The organism is Saltatorellus ferox (assembly GCA_007751475.1).
Taxonomy (GTDB): domain Bacteria; phylum Planctomycetota; class UBA1135; order UBA1135.
In genome coordinates this window covers 2,695,664-2,714,617 of the sequence record CP036434.1, presented here as the reverse complement: position 1 = coordinate 2,714,617, position 18,954 = coordinate 2,695,664, and the positions used below count along the sequence as shown (strand labels likewise).

The window sequence follows — 18,954 nt, the reverse complement described above, 5'->3', positions numbered from 1 at the left end:
GCCGCTCGCCCACCTTATAGAAAGAGGCGGCGCGGGCTCCGTGGAGCCCGCGCCGCCGCTTCGCGCCACGCCCGTGGCCTCGGGCCCGGGCGCTGATCTCGAGGCGACCTACCCGGCGGTCGGGTTCGCTTCCTTGGCCTTCTTCTCGGCCTCGCGCGCCTCGTTCTTCGGGAAGCGGATCGCTGCGCGCTCCGCGAGCCACGCGCCGTCTCCGAGGAGAACCTGGGCACCGAACTCACGCAGCTGCTCGTTGGCCGCCTGGCCGCGAAGCTGAAACACCGTGTTCGCGTCGATCTCGGACACGTCCTTCTCGCGCTGGCTGTCGAAGCGGATCAGGAACGCCGTCTTCCCATCGGAGCCCTTGGCGGCCGGTCCGACCGTTCCGGGCTCCATGTCGTAGACCGTCGGCGTCATCATCATGTAGCGGTTCACCGGCGTGGCCGTCTGGAAGGTCTGGCCCTCCGGCATGGCGGATCGCTCCAGCCACGGGCGATCGTAGGTCGCGTAGCCAGCCTCCCCGGCCGCCTTCTGGAGGTCGATCCAGGCGATCTCCGGAGTCCAGTCCGCGTTCTCCACGTCGTCGGGCTTCGCGGCAAGCGTCTGGCGCAGGTAGTCGAGGGATTCCACCGCCAGTTCGGCGGCGCGTTGCTCGGCCCACAGGGTGGCCACCTGATCCCGGATGTCTTCGAACGGCGGTTCGGCGCGCTCGATCTTGGAAGCGACCTGGGCCACCACGAGGGCGTCAGGCGTCGCGGTCACGCGGGGAACGATCGCATTGGCGGAGCTGAACGCGAGCTGGCTCGCGATCTGAGCGCTTCCCCAGGTATCGGCGGCCGTCATCTCCTCGCGGGTCATCGGCTCACCACCTTCCACCACGGTAAGACCCAGCGCCTCGGCCTCGGCGGCGAGGTCGACGGTCGCGCCCTCGGCGGAGCGGTCCTGCATGTCCGTCACGAACGCCGTCAGGGCAGCGTGGATCGGAGCCTCCGCTCGAACCTCTTCCTCGACCTCTTCGAAGTCGTAGAAGGGCTTCTCCGGGATCTCATCGGGCTCGGCCACCTCTTCGTCGCCTTCGGGCTTGGCCTTCTCCGGCGCCTTGAAGCGAGTGGTCCGGAACTGGCTGAAGTAGCTCTGGGCCTGCTGGTCGAGGTCGACGCCTTCCGGGGCGGGGTAGGCCTCGAAGAGCTTCGCCGGGTCGAAGTCATCGCCGGGGACCACGTAGGCCACGCGCGGGACGACTTTCTCCTCGGTGTAGAGCTTGCGCTGTTCGAAGTCAGGACGCTCGTGGAACCAGGTGGCCAGTGCCTCGTCATCCGGCACCTCGGCCTCGGCGGTCGCGAGGAAATCGTCGCGGTTGACGCTGATCGACTGGAACTTGAACTCAGGACGGCCTTCCTGCCAGGTCTTGACGACGGCGTCCGGATCCGGAATGCCGAGCGTCGAGAACATCAGGCCATTGAGCTTGGCCACGCGCTCGATGCGTCGGGCGTCCTCGGAGATCGCGAGTCGCGTGGTGCGGGCCTGGCGTGCCGCCGCCTCAAGACCTTCGTTCGAACCGAAGCGCGAACGAAGGAAATCGATATGCTCCTGGTCCGACACGGCGATGCCTGCGTCTTTGGCCATCTCCTCGTAGATCAGGAACGAAGCCACGTCCTGCTCCGTCGGTTCAGGACGAGAGCTGCGCTTCTGCGTCTGCTCCCCGAAGATGAGGCTGTAGGGCGTGTAGATCCCGAAGGCCGCCATGTTGCTGAGGAAGCGAGCCGTCTCGAAGAACTCCGACTCCTTGACCTCGTGCTTCTCGCCGTCCGCTGGATCCTGCCAGGTGAGGAAGATCTCGTCGGAGCCGCCGCCCCCGCCCGTGAGCGAGCTCTGGAAGAGATCCGCGACGACGAAGATGATCAGGAGGAAGAGAACCAGGCCGATGGTCGCGATGTACCGCAGCCGGCTCTGCCCCGTGGGAACGTGGATCAGCTCGTCGCCGTGCTCGTCGAGCACCTCTGGCGTTACCTTTTCGGTCTTGTCAGACATGGAGTGGCCCCCGGATGGAGAGCGGTGGGAATGCAGGAGGGCTGACGAAGGGCGCGTGGCGGCATGGCCACGCGCCCTTCGGTGAATCTGCGGCCCAACAGTCTACGGGGGCCCTTTCCTGCGTGGCAAGGACGGCTGGCCCCAAGATCCACCCCGGGAGACGAGATTTGGGGCCGTCTGGCCGAGCCCCGGGGGAGCTCGGAGAGATCGGGCGGGCTCTGGAGACGGCTCACGGGCCCGCACCGGCTCCGCTCCGCTCCTTTCAGGGACAGATCGTGAACTGAAGCCCGTTGGAGAGCCCCCAGCCGCCGCCCGCCGGGTCGCGATAGAACCACTGGGCGTAAACGGACGTGCCCTGGGCCAGAGCCATGTTGCTCGCGTAGGCGTCTCGGAAGTCGTAGCGGATCAGTCCGTCGTCGCACGTGCCGCCGGAGAGGGCCGCGAACTGGACCGGGGTCCGGAAGATGCGCGTGCCTCCGATGCAGCGATAGCCGCCCTGGAACGGGGCGGCCGCCGCCTGATCGATGGAGTAGGCGAGGATCCCGTAGGTCGTCGCGGGGACCTCGGCGAGCGTGATCTCGAAGGGCCCGATCGAACTCAGGTTCGGGAAGCCGGTCCAGCCGATTTCGGGGACGCAGCCGTTGGAGCCGGACTTGCCCTCGCAGTACGTGCCGATCTCGGACGTGTAGGCGGCGTTGAAGCTGAAGCGCTTCCAGTCCGAGACGGCGTTCGTCGTGAACGTCTTGATCACGTTGCCCCAGGTGATCCGGAGCTGGCTCGCGCCGCCGAACTGGATCCCGACCATTTCGCCGAGCATCTGGCCATCGACGAAGAACCGCGCCGTGTCCGTCGCGACCTCGATCTCGACGCGCCAGGAGTGGAACTGGCTCCAGTCCGTCAGGCGCTCGCCAACGATGAAATTGCCGCGCTTCAGCGCGAGTCGATCCGCTTCGAAGGATAGCTGGAGAACCGGAAAAGCCGTGGTGTGGATCGAGACCTGCGTGGTGGTCGCGAGTCCAACGGTGTTCGTCCCGGAGATCCAGCGCGTCTCGCCCTCGATGACCATGAACGGCGGCTCGTCGAGCTGCGTCGGGCACGGGAAGGCCTGGCCGTTGCCTGTGTTGGCGTTGTTGTCGAGGCGCATCACGCCCGGACTGACCATGGAGGCGCCGCTCAGGTCGACGTTGCCGTAACCACCGTTGGCGGTGGAGGGGAGCCCGGAGAGCCCGTGCCAGAGACTGTTGGTCCAGCATTGGGCAGCCGCGGGAACAGCGAGGACGACGGAGGCGACGAGGACGGTGAGCAGAGATCTCATGGGGACAGAATTCAGGAGAAGCGGTCACCGCGACGCTCGATCGAGCATCGCGGCGCTGAGGCGGATTGGATGTACTTCCGCCTCGGAGCGTGATGCGCCCACCCGGTAGATAACCTTGCTCGGATCCCTGAGGCTGGTGCGGCACCGCACGATTCTCCATTCACGACAGTGCGCCGTCTCGGATCGGGCGCAACGGGATCCGTATCGTCCGGAGCGGGGAGCCGCGCCCTTCGAGTCTGCCGTCTCAGTCCTTCGCGAGTTCGGCGTCCCTGGGGAGATCACCGAGACCCATCAGGCCGAAGCGATCGAGGAAGTCCTTCGTCGTTCCGTACTGGAGCGGATGCCCGGGTACGTCGGCCCGACCCGTGACGCGGACGAGAGAGCGGTCCACGAGCGAACGGAGGATCGGCCCGGCCTGGACGCCGCGGATCGCCTCGATCTCGGCCTTCGTCACGGGCTGGCGATAGGCCACGATCGCCAGCGTCTCGAGCGCGGCGGGGCTGATGCGCTCGACGGCGGCGCCCTTGGCCAGCCGGCCGACGACCTCGCCCATCTCCGGAACGGTCATCAGGGTATAGCCCCCTTTGATGCCGCGCAGCTGATACGGGAGCGGACCGGAGTCCAGCTGGCGACCGATCGACTCGAGGGCAGACCGCACACGCGCCGCCTGTGGACGCTCGAGGAGCGTCACGAGCTTGCCGACGGAGAGCGGTTCCGGGGACGCAAAGAGGAGCGCGTAGATACGCTCGGTAATCTGCTCGTCCGAGAGGTTAGCGCCGGGCCCTGGACCGCGGCTGTCGTCGTCCTCGGCTTCGCCCTCGCCTTCGACCTGCGCGACGGGGTCCCCTTCGGTGGTCGAGACTTCGGAGACATCGGCGACCGCCTCGTCGACCGCTGGTGCATCATCCGCCCAGCCATCGCCCTCTTCGGAGTCGTCCTCTTCGGGCTCGTCGAGCTGCCCTTCGGAGTCGACGTCGCCATCGAACTCGTCGTCCGCATCGACGTAGTCATCGTCGACGAGGTCTGACTCGGCCTCGACTCGCGGCGCCGCCTCCTCCTCGGGATCTTCGTCGAGTTCGTCTTCCACGACCTCGTACTCGTCCGATGAATCGACGTCTTCCATCTTGTCCTCACTCACGAGCGCGTCCGACATGGCCCGAGGTTCGCGATCCGCGGGCTCCAGTTCAAGCCGGAGCCCCGAAAGCCGGGCTCATTTCACCAGGTCGAGGAACGGGTCCATGTTCACGTCGTACCGGCCAAGCATCTGGGCCTTCCACTGCCAGAATTCAGGATCCTCGATGTCCCGGGCCTTGAGGCTCGCCTCGACCTCCGCCCCGACCTCGGACCACATGCCCTCGATGAGCGGAGGCGCAGCCTCCACGTAGACGAAGAGCATGCTCTCGCGGTCCTTGATGGGGCCGGCGACCTCCCCCACCTCGGTGGCAAAAGCGGTCCGGGTCAGCGCGAGGTCTCCCCCGCGGACGACCGGAGGAAGCCTGCCCCCCTCTTCCTTCGAAGGATCGATGGAGAGCGCCCTCGCCACGTCGGCAAAGGCCTCGCCGCGGGCCAGCCGGGCCTGCACCTGGTCCACGTCGGCCGTCGTCTTCACCGTGATCGCTCGGATCTCCCGGTGATCGCTCGCCAGGAGCCACGCGCGCACGCAGCGAGGGGCGAGCAGATCGATGGCGGCTTCCTCCTGGGCGCACCGGAGGTAGGTCTCGGGCTCCATGCCCAGAGCCTCCTGGATGTAGGCCTCCAGGGACGTCTTCCCGGCCGCGTCCGCTTCCTTCTGGAGCCGGGCGAGGCGGGTCTCGACCTCCTTCTTGATCGCGCCGTCCGGGAGTTCGATCTGGAGCGCCGCGGCTTCGAAGATGATGATCCGCGAGAGCACGATGTCGTCGAGGATGGCGCGAACCCGCGCGGGCTCCCGCCAGATCCACTTGGCGACGAGATCCGAAAGCGGGATCTTCCTCCCTGCGACGCTTCCGATCGTGTAATTGGCGATGTCGTCGGGGGTCGCATCGACGCCGGACGGCCAGCTGACGGACCGGCCCGCCGCCCCCACGTCCGGCGCGGCTGCGCCCTTCGCGGGCCCGCCTGCGGTGTCACCCGCCGGGGGTCCAGCCGGTGCTCCGGCCGCGATCGAGTCCAGCTGCATCGCTTCCGCATCCCCCGAGGCCGCCGCCGCCCGATCGGCCGATTCTGCCGCGGCCCGCTCGATCGCCCGAGTTTCCTCCAGCTCCTCGTCCGACATCGTCCTGGGGGCCGAGAGCACGGGCTTCGCCTCCCCGACCACCTCACGGTTCTCCGTCGTGGCGCACGCACCCGACAGGACCGCCGCCAGAATCGTCACGGCAGGCGCGCACGACGCGCGGCCGAGCCGCGGAAAAACGCCTCGTCTCATCGGTAGTAGATCCGCCTGGAGTACTGGACACCCCGGCAAAGGGGGCAGGTCGCGACGCCATCGGTCTGGTCACCGCGGACGGTGCCTGTCACGAGCAGCTCAACCGCGCCCTTGCCACCGCAGGTCTTGCAGGCGCGCAGATCGGGCCTCGGTCGAATCTCGAAGTCACCGCCGTTCTCCACGTAGTAGGCCAAAAGCCAGCCCGCACGCGCACCCTGGGAGTACGTCTGCCAGAAGACCTGGTACTCGTCCTGTTCCTGGCCGCCGCTGGCGGACCGTCGCGCGAGGCGCTGGTTGTCCATGTAGCGCTTGATGCGCTCTTCGATCGCGACGCGCTGGGCGTCGACTTCGGACACCGGGCCCTTCCGTTCGACCTGCCCCTCGTCGTCGATGCCCTTCTGGGCCGCCTCGATCCCGAGCAGCCAGGTCCCATCCTCGCGGTAACTCGCGGGTGAGTAGCGCAGCCGCCTGCGCTCCTCCCAGAGCTTGCGAATCTCTTCGAGCGTGACCGCCTGGGTGATCTTGGCCTGGACATCCGAGTGCACGAGCGATTGGATCTCGCTGCTCGCCGTTTCCGAAGCCCAACCGCGCGCTGCCTCGAAGCTGTCCTCGACCGACTTCTGGCGCGTGAGGATCTTGGCCCAGTAGGGCCAGCGCCGCTGCACCAGCTCCTTGGCCGCCTCGTCCCGCGCCAGGAGCAGCTTGCCCCTCTGCTTGCGGGCGTCCTCGATCAGCGCGCTCCCCTTGAAGACCGTCTCGAACGCGTCGATCTTCTCCACCGCCTTGTCGAACTGACCGCGCTTGCGTAGCTGGTCGACGCTGCGCAGGTACTCGACCTGCTCCTGGTTCGCGGCCTTGACCTCCGCGCGCGCCAGCATGCCCTCGACGGCGGCACGGTCCGTCTCCAGCCCGAGTTCGAGCGCAGACTTGTAGTGCTCGGCCGCGTGCACGAAGTCGAGGATGCTCTCGCACTTGCGGGCGAGTTGAAGCATCGACTCCGCCGATTCAGGATCCGACTCCGCCAGGTAAAGGCCGTAGAGTTCTTCGCGCGAATACACGTCGAGGGCCGCGAGCTGGAGCCCCGACTCGATCCCACGAACCCGCGACTTCGGCACCATCTGAAGCGTCCCCTCCGTCTTGACGAGGAACGACTTGCCTTCGCGGGAGACGATCACGCCGTCGACCGTCCCGCCGCCCTCCAGGACGAGGCGATCGCCGAGAACGTAGGCCTCGTTGACCTCGACCTCGACGTAGCCGTACTGCTTCCGCAGGTCCTCCGCCTGGCGTGGATCGAGCATCGACCAGGGAACGATGGCCTTGCCGCTCGTGTCGAGACGCTTGATCTCGATCGAGTTCGGCCCGTGGCTCTCGATCGCGCCCCACCGGATGGTGCCGTCACGCAGCTGGAGCATGATCACGTCGTCCGGCGCGGGCGGCGCCGGCGGCGTGAAGGCGTTCGTGTTCGTGAACGGGTTGGGGAGGCCGCCGCCTTCCTGCAGCGCCAGGGCGGACCCCGGCGACGCGACACCCAGGGCCGTCAGGCCGAAGGGGAAGAGCACGAGCGCCGCGAGCGCCATGCCGAGCACGGCTCGACCCTGTCGACGGACGCTCTCCGTCCAGCGAAGAAGGGGATGGTGGTGGTGATGGTTCTTCATCGTCTTGTCCAGTTCTGCTCTTCCATGGGGCCAGGTCCGGGTGCACCCGGGCCGCGTTGTACTTCCACACTCATCGCGTCAGCTCCCGGATCCCACGAGCCGGCGCATGCGGGCCCCGAAGGGCTGCTCCCGCAGCATGATCGTCGTCCAGGTTTCGTTCTTCTTCACGCCGCTCGCCTGCCACTTCACCGTGACCTCGACGATGTACTCCCGCGGAAGCCCGGCCCCGAGCCCGACCTCTTCCGGGTCGAAGCTCTTGGGGTTCCCGGTCGCCGTGACCGTATAAACCACGCCGTTCCGCCCGGGAACCGGTCGATCCACGATGGCGCGCGGTTCGCCGATGGTCCCGTCGTCGTTCACCAGGAAGAGCGAGTCCTCCAGATCGTGCATCACGGCCTCGACGGTCCCTGACGCCAGCGAGCGCAGCTCCGCCGTTCGAGACATCGCCGAGCCAAAGTTGAAGACCCCGAGGATCATCGACATGCCGGCGACGAGCAGCCCCGCCGCGAGCAGGACCTCGATGAGGGTGAAGCCTGCGGCGGCCTGGCGATGGCGGGTGCCGTCCCGACGTGGACGCCTCCTTCGTTCCTTCGACCGCCTCATCGGGATCCCTCCGTCTTCGCATCGCCCGCTTTCTTCGCGTCCCGCTTGTCGACGGAGCTCTGACCCACCCGCCAGTCGTCCTCGTACATGACGATCGGCAGGTCGAGGATCACGGGGTATCCCAGCATCACCTTCTCGCCGGAAGCGTGAACCCGCGCTTTGGTGGAGCGCGTGCCGCGCCGGACGGTCACGGAGTCCCCCTGGATGGAGGTGATCTTCATCCATTCGCCGCCGACCATGACGTCGCGGCCCACGGCTTCGGCCAGCCTGCGACCGGCGGTGACGTCGAAGCTCGTGGCGGCTTCGTCGAGGACATCGAGCAGCTCCGGCGCGCGCTTCGCGTCGCTCGGCCGCTGCATCTCCAGCTCCAGCCGAATCCTGCGCGGCAGGAGCGGCTTGATCCCGGGCTTCGGCATGCCGGGGGCGGGTTCGTTCCAGTCCGTGACCTCCAGCGAAGGCCGACCCCGGCCCCACGCGTCCCAGGACGTCGCCGCGTCGAGCAGCGACTTCGCGCCGGTCGTCCACGCGGGCCGCTCCTCGTTCGTGGCGGGCGGCACGATGCGCGTCGTCTGGGTCGCCATCAGGGGGCGCATCCAGAGCACACCCGTGGCGACCTCTTTCGCGAGGGTAGGATCCGGCAGCCCGCGGCTGTCGAAGGCGTCCGCCCGCAGCAGAACCGGCGGCGACCCGGCGCGATGAACGCGCTCCGCCCGGACCAGCCTCCCCGAGTACTTCTTCCATCCGGTATCGCCCTCGGGGACGACGGCGTAGAGGATCTCGAGAAGCTCTGACGCGCTCGTGTCCACGGCAGCTCCTTGCCCCAGCGCCATGTCCTGGCGCGACACGCCGGCGGCGTTCAGGATCTCTTCCTCCGAAAGCTGCTCGGCGAGCACCTCGGCGTCGTCGCCAGCCTCCAGTCGCTTCCGATCACGCTCGATGCGCGCGGCTTCCGCCAGCGCCCTGCGGCCGATCCAGGCGGCCTCGCGCGCCGAAGCATCACGGATGAAGCGCATGCGCGGCCAGAGGCGCTCGACCTGTCCATCGCGGTCCACGTCGAAGACCTCCCAGTCGATCAGCACGTCGCCCTCCGCGCTCCCATGGAGCTGCCGGAGGTCGTGGGCCATCATCGAGGCGATCGCCGCGCTGGCCTCGCGACCCTGGCGGGACGTCTCGCCCTTCGTCCAAAGGGTGAGCGCGCTGTCGACGATCGAGATCATGGAAGCCATCACGATCGCCGCGAGGCCCGTCGCGAGGATCAGCTCGGCGAGGGTCATGCCCGCCTGCGAGCGAGCGCGGCGGTCCTTGACCTGGCGTGGGGTTCTCATCGGTCGATGCTCCGGTAGACGCGCGGCGGAGCGGAGTAGGTCACGCCCAGCTGAATGAAGCGCGGCGTGTCCTTCCAGCCGTGACTCGCGCCGAAGGCTGGATCGAAGGCACCGGCGGCGTAGCGCGCAAAGACGCGCCACTCGGCCCGGTCAGACTGGCCGCCGATCGGGATCAGCCCGCCTTCCAGGTCGCCCTGCTCCATCAGCGTGAGCCCCTCCGTGTCCTCGGGATCCGCGTCCCAGGGAACGTTCGGATCCGTGCGCTGGAGCACGACGATCTCGGCGCCGCCGGTCTGTCCTTCCTGGGCATCCCAGATCACGCCGTTCCAGAAGGCACCGGGCTGGTTCACGCTGAGCCCGAAGAACGCGAGGTCCGGCCCGTCGTAGCGCGGGGCGTACCGGTCCCAGTAGCGCGCGGGGAACGAGATGATCGCCGCGCCCGAGCTGTGGCTCGCGGGCGTCGTGCCGAAGCGGCCGCGGAACACACCGGGGCCGAGTTCATCCATCGCGCCTGGCTCGCCGGAGGACCGCGGCATGACCAGCGCTCCACCGAAGACCCGCGTGTAGTGGATCAGCTCATCGTCGATGAGCACGGTTCCGTTCGTCCCGAAATCCTGGATCGAGCTGACGGGGAGCGCGGCGTCGTCCGGTCCGATGGCGGCCACCAGCGTCGTGACTTCCCAGCCCTCCAGCCAGTGCACGGCCTCGCCCGCCGCGTGCGCCTGGGGCAACGTTCCCATCAAGCCGCGCCCATTGACCGCGACGGCGATCGCGCCCTGGATCTGCTGGTACGCGATCAGCTCCTCGCCGATCCGGACGATCCCTCCATCCGCGGGGAGCATCCCCACCGCTGTGCCCGGGACCGTGAGCGTCCGATCGGCCAGTCGAACCGAATTCGAGAGGACTGGAAGAACGAGATCACTGGCTCCGACGGGTCCCGAAAGAATCAGGGCGCCGCCCGCCGCGTGGGCCAGGGGGGCCGTGCCGCCTGCGCCGGCGAAGACGGTGCTGTTCCCGAAGACGACCTCGTCGACCTGCGCCGTCGAGGGGCCGAAGTCGACCGCGCCGCTCGCTCCCACGCCGATCGAGACCTGGCCTCCGACGCGCGGGAGTTCGCCGCTCGGGAACTTCACGATGCGCCCCAGGAACCTCGGATCGGTCACGTTCGGAGGCCCGCTTCCGTTGCTGCCGGGTGACGTCGGCAGGTTGATGATCGATTCGAACGCGACGTAGACCACGTTCCGGAAGTCGTACTCGTTCTCGAGTACCGGAACGGCCTGGTCGGCGCCCACGGCGCTGGTGAGGCCGATACCCGGACTCGTGGACCACGAGTACAGCTGTCGGTTCTCCGCCGGGTAGTGGGCCCGATGCATGGTGACCGGGAAGCCGAGGGCGCCGAGGTCCCCGTTCACGATGAACACCGGATCCTTCGCGCCGGGTCGCCCCTGCTCGAAGTCTCCTCCGGCGATGCGAATCGGCACGACCGGAAGGACCGTGGCCCCCGCTGGATGATCACCGTTGCTGGTGCCCAGCACCCCGCGGAAGTGAAAGACCGAAGCGACGGCTCGCGAGAGCGGATAGAGGTTGTTCGGGTCGGTCCCGCGAATGGGATCCCAATCCGCGCCCGCTGCCAGGGTCGCAGCCGGAGCCGCGACCGGAACACTGGCCCCCACCGCGGCAGACGCCGCCATGCGCCCTGCCCCGCTCGGTGGACCGCCGCCAGAGACGCCTCCCGGGGCGCCTCCCGATCCGCCACCGGACGACCCGCCTGGCAACCCGCCAGAGCCACCGCCGCCGCCGCCGCCACCCGGAGTCACGATGTTCTCGTTCGCGCTGTAGTAGAGGAGGTTGTAAACGTTCGTGAGCGCCACGGGATCGCTTCGAACGAGCTGGCCCGCGGATGTGTCGATCTCGTCGTAGCGGATCCACTCCGTCTGCTCGGGATCATCGAGTCGAGTGATCTGAGCGAACTCGGACCTTGGCGGAACCGGCTCGACGAAGGAGAACGAACTGGCACCGGGGACGGCCACCGAGATCGGCATGCAGAACGTCTGCCAGTCCAGGCGATTCTGGAGCAGGTTGCCGCTCGCATCGACGAAGCCCGGGTTCCATTCGAACACCCACTGTCGAGCGCCACCGATGATCGCGGAGCCCTGGAGATTGGCGAAACGCTGGAGCTGTACCCCGCGCCGAACCACCTGCAGCGCATTGCCTGCGATGCCTGAATACTGAATGACCTCGACGCCATGGATAGGCGCACCGGAGGGAGAGATCAGGGTCGGGTTGCCATCGACGGTGACGCCGCTTCGCCCGAAGAGCGCCGCATAGCCGCCCGTGGAGCTGAACCCCTGCATGACCAGCGTGCCGGTAGGATCCTGCGTGGGTGCATCACCCAGGCTCAATGGAAGCGTACCGATCTGGTCCTCGACCCAGCCTCGACCTAGCTGAAGCGTTCCGAGCCCGGCCGCAATGAAGATCGGCTGGAGCGTGTTGTCGTTCGACGCTGCCTCGACGCGACCGAGACGGAAGGGCCCGAGGGCTCCGCCGAGCTGGCCGCCTCCGGGTGGGATGTCCTTGGTGATCGGCAGGCTGTAGCCATAGTGCATCACCGGTGTGCCCGGATCGTAGGAGCCGCTGATCGTCGCCGCGGCCGTCGCGCTGGGCACGGCGGTGGGAGACCCCTCCACGTCGAAGGGAATCCGCGCGAGTCGCCCGCCGTAGCCGGCTTCGGCGCCCGAAGTGTTGTGCTGCACCAGGAACGCGTTCGGCCCGGCGACCGTCGCTTCGATGATCTCCGTCCCGATGCGGAGCGTGCAGCGCGCCGGAAAGCCGTCCGTGGACTCCACCTGGATCGTGCTCGTGCCGGACCCGAGCCCTCCTACGAGTCGCGTCATCCCCTGGACCTGAACGCCGTTCGCGTTCCCGTTGACGATCATCGACATCTGGTCCGGCCGATTACCGCGCACGTCGATATCGACGTGACTCCAGATATCGGTCGGGATCCCCGCCGCGCCCTGCGCGCCGCCGAGCGGCATCTTGACCTCGGCCACCTCACGGAACGCCGTGTCCCGGTGGTCCCCCATGCCGTCGTAGACCTGGAGCACGAGGTTCGTCCCGTCCATGCCGAGCACGATGCGATCCGAATCGGGCCCGCGGCTGCCCATGGACATGAGCGTGCCGACCGCGCCCCCCTGGGGCTTGATCCACATGGAAAGCGACAGAGGCTGGACCACGGCGGAGCGCTGGTCGGCCACCCAGCGCACCATCCCATCGGTCGGATCGCGCAGGATGGGCTCGTCGGGAAGGAAGCGCCCTTCCAGCGAACGGCTCTCCAGATCGAAGTGCAGGACCCGGCCGTTCGTTCGACCGTTCACCAGCAGGCGGATCGGATCGAGCTGAACGTACGACTCCTCGTTGAGCGAGGCGAACACGCGCTGGGCCTGGATGAGATTCTCGTTGCTGTCCAGGACCGGCTCGTTAATCCCCGGCACGTAGCTGGAGCCCTGCAGCGTCCCCATGTAGGGGATCCCCCGCGAGGGAGGATAGACGCCCGAGTCGTAGCGACCCGTCGGGTTCGGACCCGTGAGCCAGTAGGGAGCAGCCCGCGTCAAGCGAAGCTGATCGTCGAAGTCCTCCTGGCGTGCAAAGACCTGGAGAAGCTCACCCTTCTGGGGAACCAGAAGCTCGATGCGCTCGCGGACCCCGGCGGCCCGCTGGACGCCGCTCTTCGCGCTGATGTTCGCGCGCAGCTCCAGCTCGAACACGTTGCGCGACGTGAACGAGATCGGCATCGTCGCGAACTCCAGGCGCGCGTCGTTCGCGTTCAAAGAGTTGTAGAGCAGCGCCACCGCGTCCCGAGCGTCGTCGAGGACGCGATCCCCGCTCTCCAGCGCGCTCGGAAGCCTCGGAGCATCCTTCGGCAGGACGTCGATTCCGCCCGCAGGCAGCACGATACGCTTGACGAAGTCCTCGAACGAAACCAGCGGCCTGGACTCCACCACCATCGCAGCGAGCGCAGCGGCCTCCGCTTCGGTGATGCGGTGGTTCTCCTGCGTGAGCTTGAGGTTCGCGAAAAGCGCGGTGAGCACCTCGGGAGACGCCGTGTTCACGTTCACGGGACGCTTCGCGAGCACCGAGATCTCGGTCACGAACGCCTCGTAGTCGAAGTCCACCGCGCGATCGAGAATCACGGTGCCATCGTCTCCGCGGGCCATCACGACGCGGAGCTCCGAGGAGATCCCGTTCTGGATCCGGACCGTCGCGCCGGGGACGAGCCAGCGCCCCTGGGTGACGCGAAGCGCGAAGGTCGTCCCCCCCTCGAGCGGTGCGGTCAGGCGGGTCGGTCTCTGCCACTCCGGGCCAGCCGCGATGTTGCCGAACGGCGTCGTCGTGCGACGGAGCACGCGCAGGTCCGGATCGGTGAAGCCGCCGGACATCGAGAAGTCCTCGGAGGCTCGGATCTCCTCGACCGAATCCAGCATCGCGGGCCGCCCATCGACCGTCAGCGTCCGCCAGGTCACGGGCGCGAGCGCGCGCTGGTCGAAGACGTACGCCCCCACGCCGTGGGTCTTGGGAGGCAGCGGCCCCGTGGTTTCCCACTGGCCGTCCTTGTTCTGGACCGCGCCGACGCCGCGCTGCCCGACCTTCAGCGCGCCGCTGCGGTTCAGCTTCTCGTCCGCCTCGCCCAGCTTGATGAGTTCGCCCTCGATCACGACCACCTCTTCGGGGCTGAAGATCGCGGCGTTCGAGACTTTCAGCGTGGCGTCGCCGCCGGCCGAAGGCTCCGAGAGCCGTGCCACCGCCCCGAGCAGGTTGGCGATGACCTGGGGCGGTGCGCTGTTCAGATCGATACGACCCGCGAGGTCGTCGGCCTCGACGTCCCAGGCCACGCCGTTCACGTCGTTCACGCCCTTCGTGCCCTCGGGGAAGTCGATCTTGACCTCCAGCTCGTCCTCGCTGTCGAAGTAGGGCGTGAGGTCCAGGGCCGGGTGCGTCCCCTCCAGCGAGTAGCGCGCGTGGCGCGAGGCGCCGTCGAGGGCGAGGCGCAGCTGGGCGCCGTCCTTGTCGAAGTGGCTCGCGGCGTCGGCGTTCCTCGCCGTCGCCAGGAACGGCGCGGTGAGCGCGAACAGCGCGAGCAGCACGAACAGGACGACGAGGAGCACGAAGCCCTGCTCGGCGTCACGGCGCCGAGGGGTCTGGAAGGAAGCCTTCATCAGCGTGTCTCCACCGTTCCGAATACCTGCACGACGAGTCCATCGCTGGTCCCGTCGTCGAACTTCAGCCCGATCTCCACCGGACGCGCATGGGCGATGGGGTCGAGTCCACCGCCCTCGTCGAAGCGAACCTCGAAGGGTTCCCTCGCGTCGAACTCGACGCTGGAGGGCAAGATGAACGTCTCGCCTTCCCGCGCGACGAGGATCACGAGATCGTCGATCTGGCCGTCGTAGCCGCTGCGACCGCCGCCGATCACCAGAGGCTTCTCCACGTCCCAGAGTTCCCTCGTCTCGGCGCGCATCGCGACCGGCACGCCGTCCGAAAGCGCGCTGAGCCAGGCGCCGTCGTAGCGCACTTCGACCTGGCTCCAGCGACCCGCTTCGATGGCACCCGGGGAGGTGCGAACATTGATGGTTTCCCCGGGGATCGAACGGCCGAGTTCGTCCACGCGGCGCGTGACGACGCTGAAGCCAATCGACCCGTCCTCGAAGGAACTCATCTCCACCACGCCGCCGAAATCGAGGATCTGCGCGGCCTCGAGCGTCTTGGGGCGGAGAGCGCAGGAGAGACGGAAGCCGCGGCGCACCCGAAAAAGGGGCTCGCTGGACAGGTCGAACACCACCTTCGCACCGCGCCCCCCCACATCCATATCGAGGGCCTTCCCCACGAAGCCATCGTCGGTGAGCGGCGTCCCGGGGAAGCCCTGCGCCAGTCCGCTGATGCCCCGCGCTCCTTCCATCGCGGGCGTTTCGAAGCGCCACGTGCCCGCGACTGCCGTCCCTTCGGACGTGATCGTTCGCGTGGCCGGGTCGAAAAGAACGCGCGCCGGTGCGCGATGGGCGATGGCCTCGTTCCTGGCTTGACGAAGCGCATTGGCGACGAGTCCCCGGGCCGCGCGCCGGCCGGGGTCGAACGAGGCAAACGCCCCGAGCCCGACCCCCAGGATCGTGCCGAGAAGCGTCATCACGAGCAGCAGTTCGAGCAGCGTGAAGCCCGACCGAAGGTCGGGTTCGCCCTCCGAGTGGCGCTCAGTTGCGGCTGAAATTCCCAATGTCGTCGTCGGTTCCAAAGAGTCCGTCGGGGCCCGCCGAGAGGAGCTGGAACGAATCCTGCCGGTACGGATCACCGGTCGCGGGATTGATCGCAGCGGTCACCTTCACCTCGATGAAGTCCGACTCCTCCTCGACGAATGCGAGGTAGGCACAGCCCTTCTCGTAGTCGCGACGGTGGAGGTACACGATGGGATTCTCCCAGCTGTCCCGGAGCTCGAACGCGTCGGCGCTGGTGAAGCGAGTCAGGCTGCGCTTCGTGTTGTCGCCATCGGTGTTGCAGAGCTTGTCGTCGTACGCGGCGGCTGCGCTGTAGCTACCGTCCGCCGGCATGAGCGCGATGACGAGCGCCTCGATCCCCATGTTAACGGCCGATGGCTTCGGGTCCATGTCCTTCGGGAAGGTCGAGGCAGGGTAGGCTCCCTCCTGGCGCTCGTAGCTCTCGATCTCACTGGTGAGTTGACCGAGGAACGTCCGCGTGGCGCTGACGTTCACCGCATCCCCGCCCGCGAGCAGGTTCGGGATGAGGAAGGCGACGAGCACCGCGATGATGATGATCACCGCGAGGATCTCGACGAGCGTGAAGCCAGCGCGCGGGCGCCCGGCAAGGGAGAGGGTTTGGTGTCGTCCAGGCATGTAGGGCAGGATCATTTGCGCCTCACGACGCGGACGTTATCGAAGCTGACATCTGCGCGGCGGCCGGTTTCGCCCTCGACGAAGACACCGAAGTTGACCGGGGTCCGCGAAGCCGTGAGCCGGTCCGATTCGAGGCCCGCAGCCACGGGCTCGCCGTCCACGTACACGGTGAAGGCCGAGTCGAGGTCATCGCCGGTGCGCTCGATGGCCACGTTGATCGGCTCGCCGATCGGCCACACGGGTCCGTTGACCGTGCGCTGCACCGCTTCCTCGTCGGTGACGGCCTTGAGAACGCGGACCTGCAGATCACCGTCGCGGCTTCGGCTGATCGTGATCTCCGACTGGACCTCCGACGCGCCGCCGGAACGGAGCCGCTCGGAGGAGATAAAGAGCCCGACGCGCGTGCCCTTGGCCTCCGGCCCGACCGTGATCTCCGCGGAGAACGCGATGAAGCGATCCGGTGGCAGCGATCGGAACACGCGGGTCCGTCCGCCGCGATCCTGGTTTCCCTGGATCTCGACATGGCCTTCCACGAGGTCCGCGAGCGGCCCGAAGCCCTGGTCCAGGGTCCAGCCGTTCCCGACCCGCCCGTTCGTCCGGTCGAAGCGGTCCCGGAAGACCTCCTTCGCGTCGTTGTCCTTGATCGCGGCCGCCGTCGCCTCGGCGTAGCGTACGACCCGATCCTCTTCCCCGACGGCGCGACGGTCGTCGACGATCTCACCGAACAGCGTGATCGCCTCCTCGGTCTCGCCCGAAGCGTAGTTCCACCAGGCGAGGCCCGCCCGCGCGGATTCCAGCGTGGGCTGCAGCCTGCGCGCCTCGTCGAACGACGTCCGAGCGAGATCGAGCTGATCGAGGCTGAGCGCGTTCCAGCCCCGTCGCGACCAGACAGCGGCGGCGTCCGGCTCGATGGAAACGGCGCGGTCGTAGTAGCGCTCGGCCGCCTCGTGCTCGCCCGCATCGTGCAGGAGAGCTCCCATGCGCTCCAGCGCCGGCGCGAAGTCGAGCTCGAGGTCCAGCGCCGCGCGGTAGGCGTTGCGCGCCTGCCCCTCGTCCCCATCGCGCTCGGCCAGTCGGCCGAGCTGGAAGAGCGTCCACGGGTCGGAAGGATTGGCGCTGAGCGCATCGCTGGCGAACGTCGCTGCGTCCTCGGGGTTCCCGGTGATCTCCGCCAGCCGGCTCAGCGCGCGGAGCGCCTCGTGGGCGCGGAACGGATCCGAGTTCACCGCGAGCGCCAGCGCCTGGGCCGATTCCTCCCAGCGGCCCTGATCCATCGCCAGCAGACCCTGGGCAAGGAGCACGTCGAAGCTACCGTCGGCCGCCTCGGTGCCCGCCGCGGCGAGGAACTCCTTGGCCGCCGGCTTCTTCGAAAGCCGTGCCGCCGAGAGCTGGCCGGCCTCGGCCTCGGCCCGTCGTCCGACCTCGTTGGCCTGATCCGCGGAGACCGCCGTGGCGAACGCGTCGAACGCCTCGTCGACGCGACCGGCGGCCAGCAGAGCCCCTGCGTTCGCGAGTCGAATCTCGACGCGCCAGGGCTTGTCCTCGGGCGCTTTCGGCTCGCGCAAGACGGCCTCGCGCAGATGCTCCAGCGCCTGGTCGTGGAGCCCGAGCGAACTCAGGAACTCGCCAAATCGAAGGCGGGCCTCCCAGTCCGTGCGCGCGATCTTCAGCGCCGTCTCGAAGCTCGTCCGGGCCATCCCGTCCATCCGCAGCGTGGCGTAGAGGCTCCCTAGGCGTGCGTGCACCGAGGGATTGGACTCATGCCCCGACGTCAGGAGATCCTGGTAGACCTCGAACGCCTGATCGAGCTGGAACCCGAGTTCCATGGTCCGCGCCAGCCCGAGCCGCGGGCGCGGGCTGTCCTGGGTGTTGACCGCTTCGGCGCGACGGAAGAGCTCGGCCGCCACCTCGAGAGCACGGGGCGTCTCGTTGCGCAGGAGCAGGCAGCGTTCCGCAAAGGCGAGAGCCGCGTCCATCCTCGTCTCCAGCAGCGGATCACCAAACTTCGCGAACCCGACCTCGATGGTCGTGAGCGGGCTGTCCACGAGCCCGAACTCGTCGTAGCGATCGGGGCCGTACTTGACGCTGGCGCCGAACCGTGGCGCTCCCGTCGCGGGGTCCAGCTCGAGGAAGTCGATCTCAGGACCCGACGCCACGTCGAGGGTGTAGCGATCCTCGTTGAGGATGCGTCCGAACCGGAAGCTGTTCAGGTAGATCCAGTCGAACTGCTTCTTGAAGCCCGCGATGCGCGCCGCGCGCGCATCCGGATCGTCGGGAAGCTCCTCCAGATCGAGAACCTCGGCTGCCTCTTCTTCGCCTGCCTCGACGTCGTCCGCGGCGCCGATGGCGAAAAGCCCTGGCTCTTCGCTCGCATTCGCGGGCATGACAGGCTGGCGCAGAAGCTTGCCGTAGTGGGCCGGCGCCGGGCCCCAGCCCGTGGGCGGAGCCAGCGCCGTCAGCGGCTCCAGCGGCGGCAGACGAACCGGAAGCGCCGGCAGCGGAGACGTCGGCGAAGGCGGCGCGAACAGGTCGCGCTCGAACGTCGCGTCACGCGACGTATCGGCGAGCGCCAGATCGACGTCCGGCAGGTACGCGTTGATGTACTCCTTCTGCTTCGCACGGTCGCGAGGAGCCCGCGTGGTATCGCCGAGCATCTCGCTGGACTTCCACCCGATGAAGGCGGCGAAGACGAGGAAAACGATGGGTTCCTTACGCACGGCTCACC

The 18,954-nt window shown here is 68.0% G+C and carries 11 protein-coding genes; all 11 read right to left on the bottom strand.

Annotated features, from left to right (window positions below):
- Nucleotides 1–108: 108 nt before the first annotated feature.
- Nucleotides 109–2,028, bottom strand: coding sequence for a hypothetical protein (locus Poly30_RS09690; protein ID WP_145196687.1), 1,920 nt, complete (start codon nucleotides 2,026–2,028; stop codon nucleotides 109–111).
- Between the two features lie 262 nt (nucleotides 2,029–2,290).
- Entirely contained in the window at nucleotides 2,291–3,343 is a 1,053-nt protein-coding gene (locus Poly30_RS09685) for a hypothetical protein (RefSeq protein ID WP_145196685.1), read from the bottom strand.
- Nucleotides 3,344–3,587: 244 nt separating this feature from the next.
- The gene (gene scpB, locus Poly30_RS09680; RefSeq protein WP_419191185.1) at nucleotides 3,588–4,496 is read right to left on the bottom strand and encodes an SMC-Scp complex subunit ScpB; all 909 of its coding nucleotides are present in this window, start codon (nucleotides 4,494–4,496) and stop codon (nucleotides 3,588–3,590) included.
- A 57-nt stretch (nucleotides 4,497–4,553) separates the two neighbouring features.
- Nucleotides 4,554–5,747 carry a peptidylprolyl isomerase gene (locus Poly30_RS28315; protein ID WP_419191184.1) on the bottom strand — a complete coding sequence of 398 codons (1,194 nt, stop codon included), beginning with the start codon at nucleotides 5,745–5,747 and terminating at the stop codon, nucleotides 4,554–4,556.
- On the bottom strand, nucleotides 5,744–7,402 hold the full coding sequence (locus Poly30_RS09670) for a hypothetical protein (protein WP_145196683.1): 1,659 nt from the start codon (nucleotides 7,400–7,402) through the stop codon (nucleotides 5,744–5,746). The genes Poly30_RS28315 and Poly30_RS09670 overlap by 4 nt, the downstream gene beginning before the upstream one ends.
- 78 nt (nucleotides 7,403–7,480) lie before the next feature.
- On the bottom strand, nucleotides 7,481–8,005 hold the full coding sequence (locus Poly30_RS09665) for a hypothetical protein (protein ID WP_145196681.1): 525 nt from the start codon (nucleotides 8,003–8,005) through the stop codon (nucleotides 7,481–7,483).
- Complete coding sequence (locus Poly30_RS09660; protein ID WP_145196679.1) at nucleotides 8,002–9,330, bottom strand: hypothetical protein; 1,329 nt, start codon at nucleotides 9,328–9,330, stop codon at nucleotides 8,002–8,004. Before Poly30_RS09660 ends, Poly30_RS09665 begins: the two co-directional genes overlap by 4 nt.
- Entirely contained in the window at nucleotides 9,327–14,543 is a 5,217-nt protein-coding gene (locus Poly30_RS09655; RefSeq protein WP_145196677.1) for a hypothetical protein, read from the bottom strand. The genes Poly30_RS09660 and Poly30_RS09655 overlap by 4 nt, the downstream gene beginning before the upstream one ends.
- Nucleotides 14,543–15,595, bottom strand: coding sequence for a prepilin-type N-terminal cleavage/methylation domain-containing protein (locus tag Poly30_RS09650; protein ID WP_145196675.1), 1,053 nt, complete (start codon nucleotides 15,593–15,595; stop codon nucleotides 14,543–14,545). Before Poly30_RS09650 ends, Poly30_RS09655 begins: the two co-directional genes overlap by 1 nt.
- Complete coding sequence (locus tag Poly30_RS09645; protein ID WP_419191183.1) at nucleotides 15,573–16,229, bottom strand: prepilin-type N-terminal cleavage/methylation domain-containing protein; 657 nt, start codon at nucleotides 16,227–16,229, stop codon at nucleotides 15,573–15,575. The genes Poly30_RS09650 and Poly30_RS09645 overlap by 23 nt, the downstream gene beginning before the upstream one ends.
- Nucleotides 16,230–16,240: 11 nt before the next feature.
- Nucleotides 16,241–18,946, bottom strand: coding sequence for a tetratricopeptide repeat protein (locus tag Poly30_RS09640; RefSeq protein WP_145196671.1), 2,706 nt, complete (start codon nucleotides 18,944–18,946; stop codon nucleotides 16,241–16,243).
- Nucleotides 18,947–18,954: the final 8 nt, after the last annotated feature.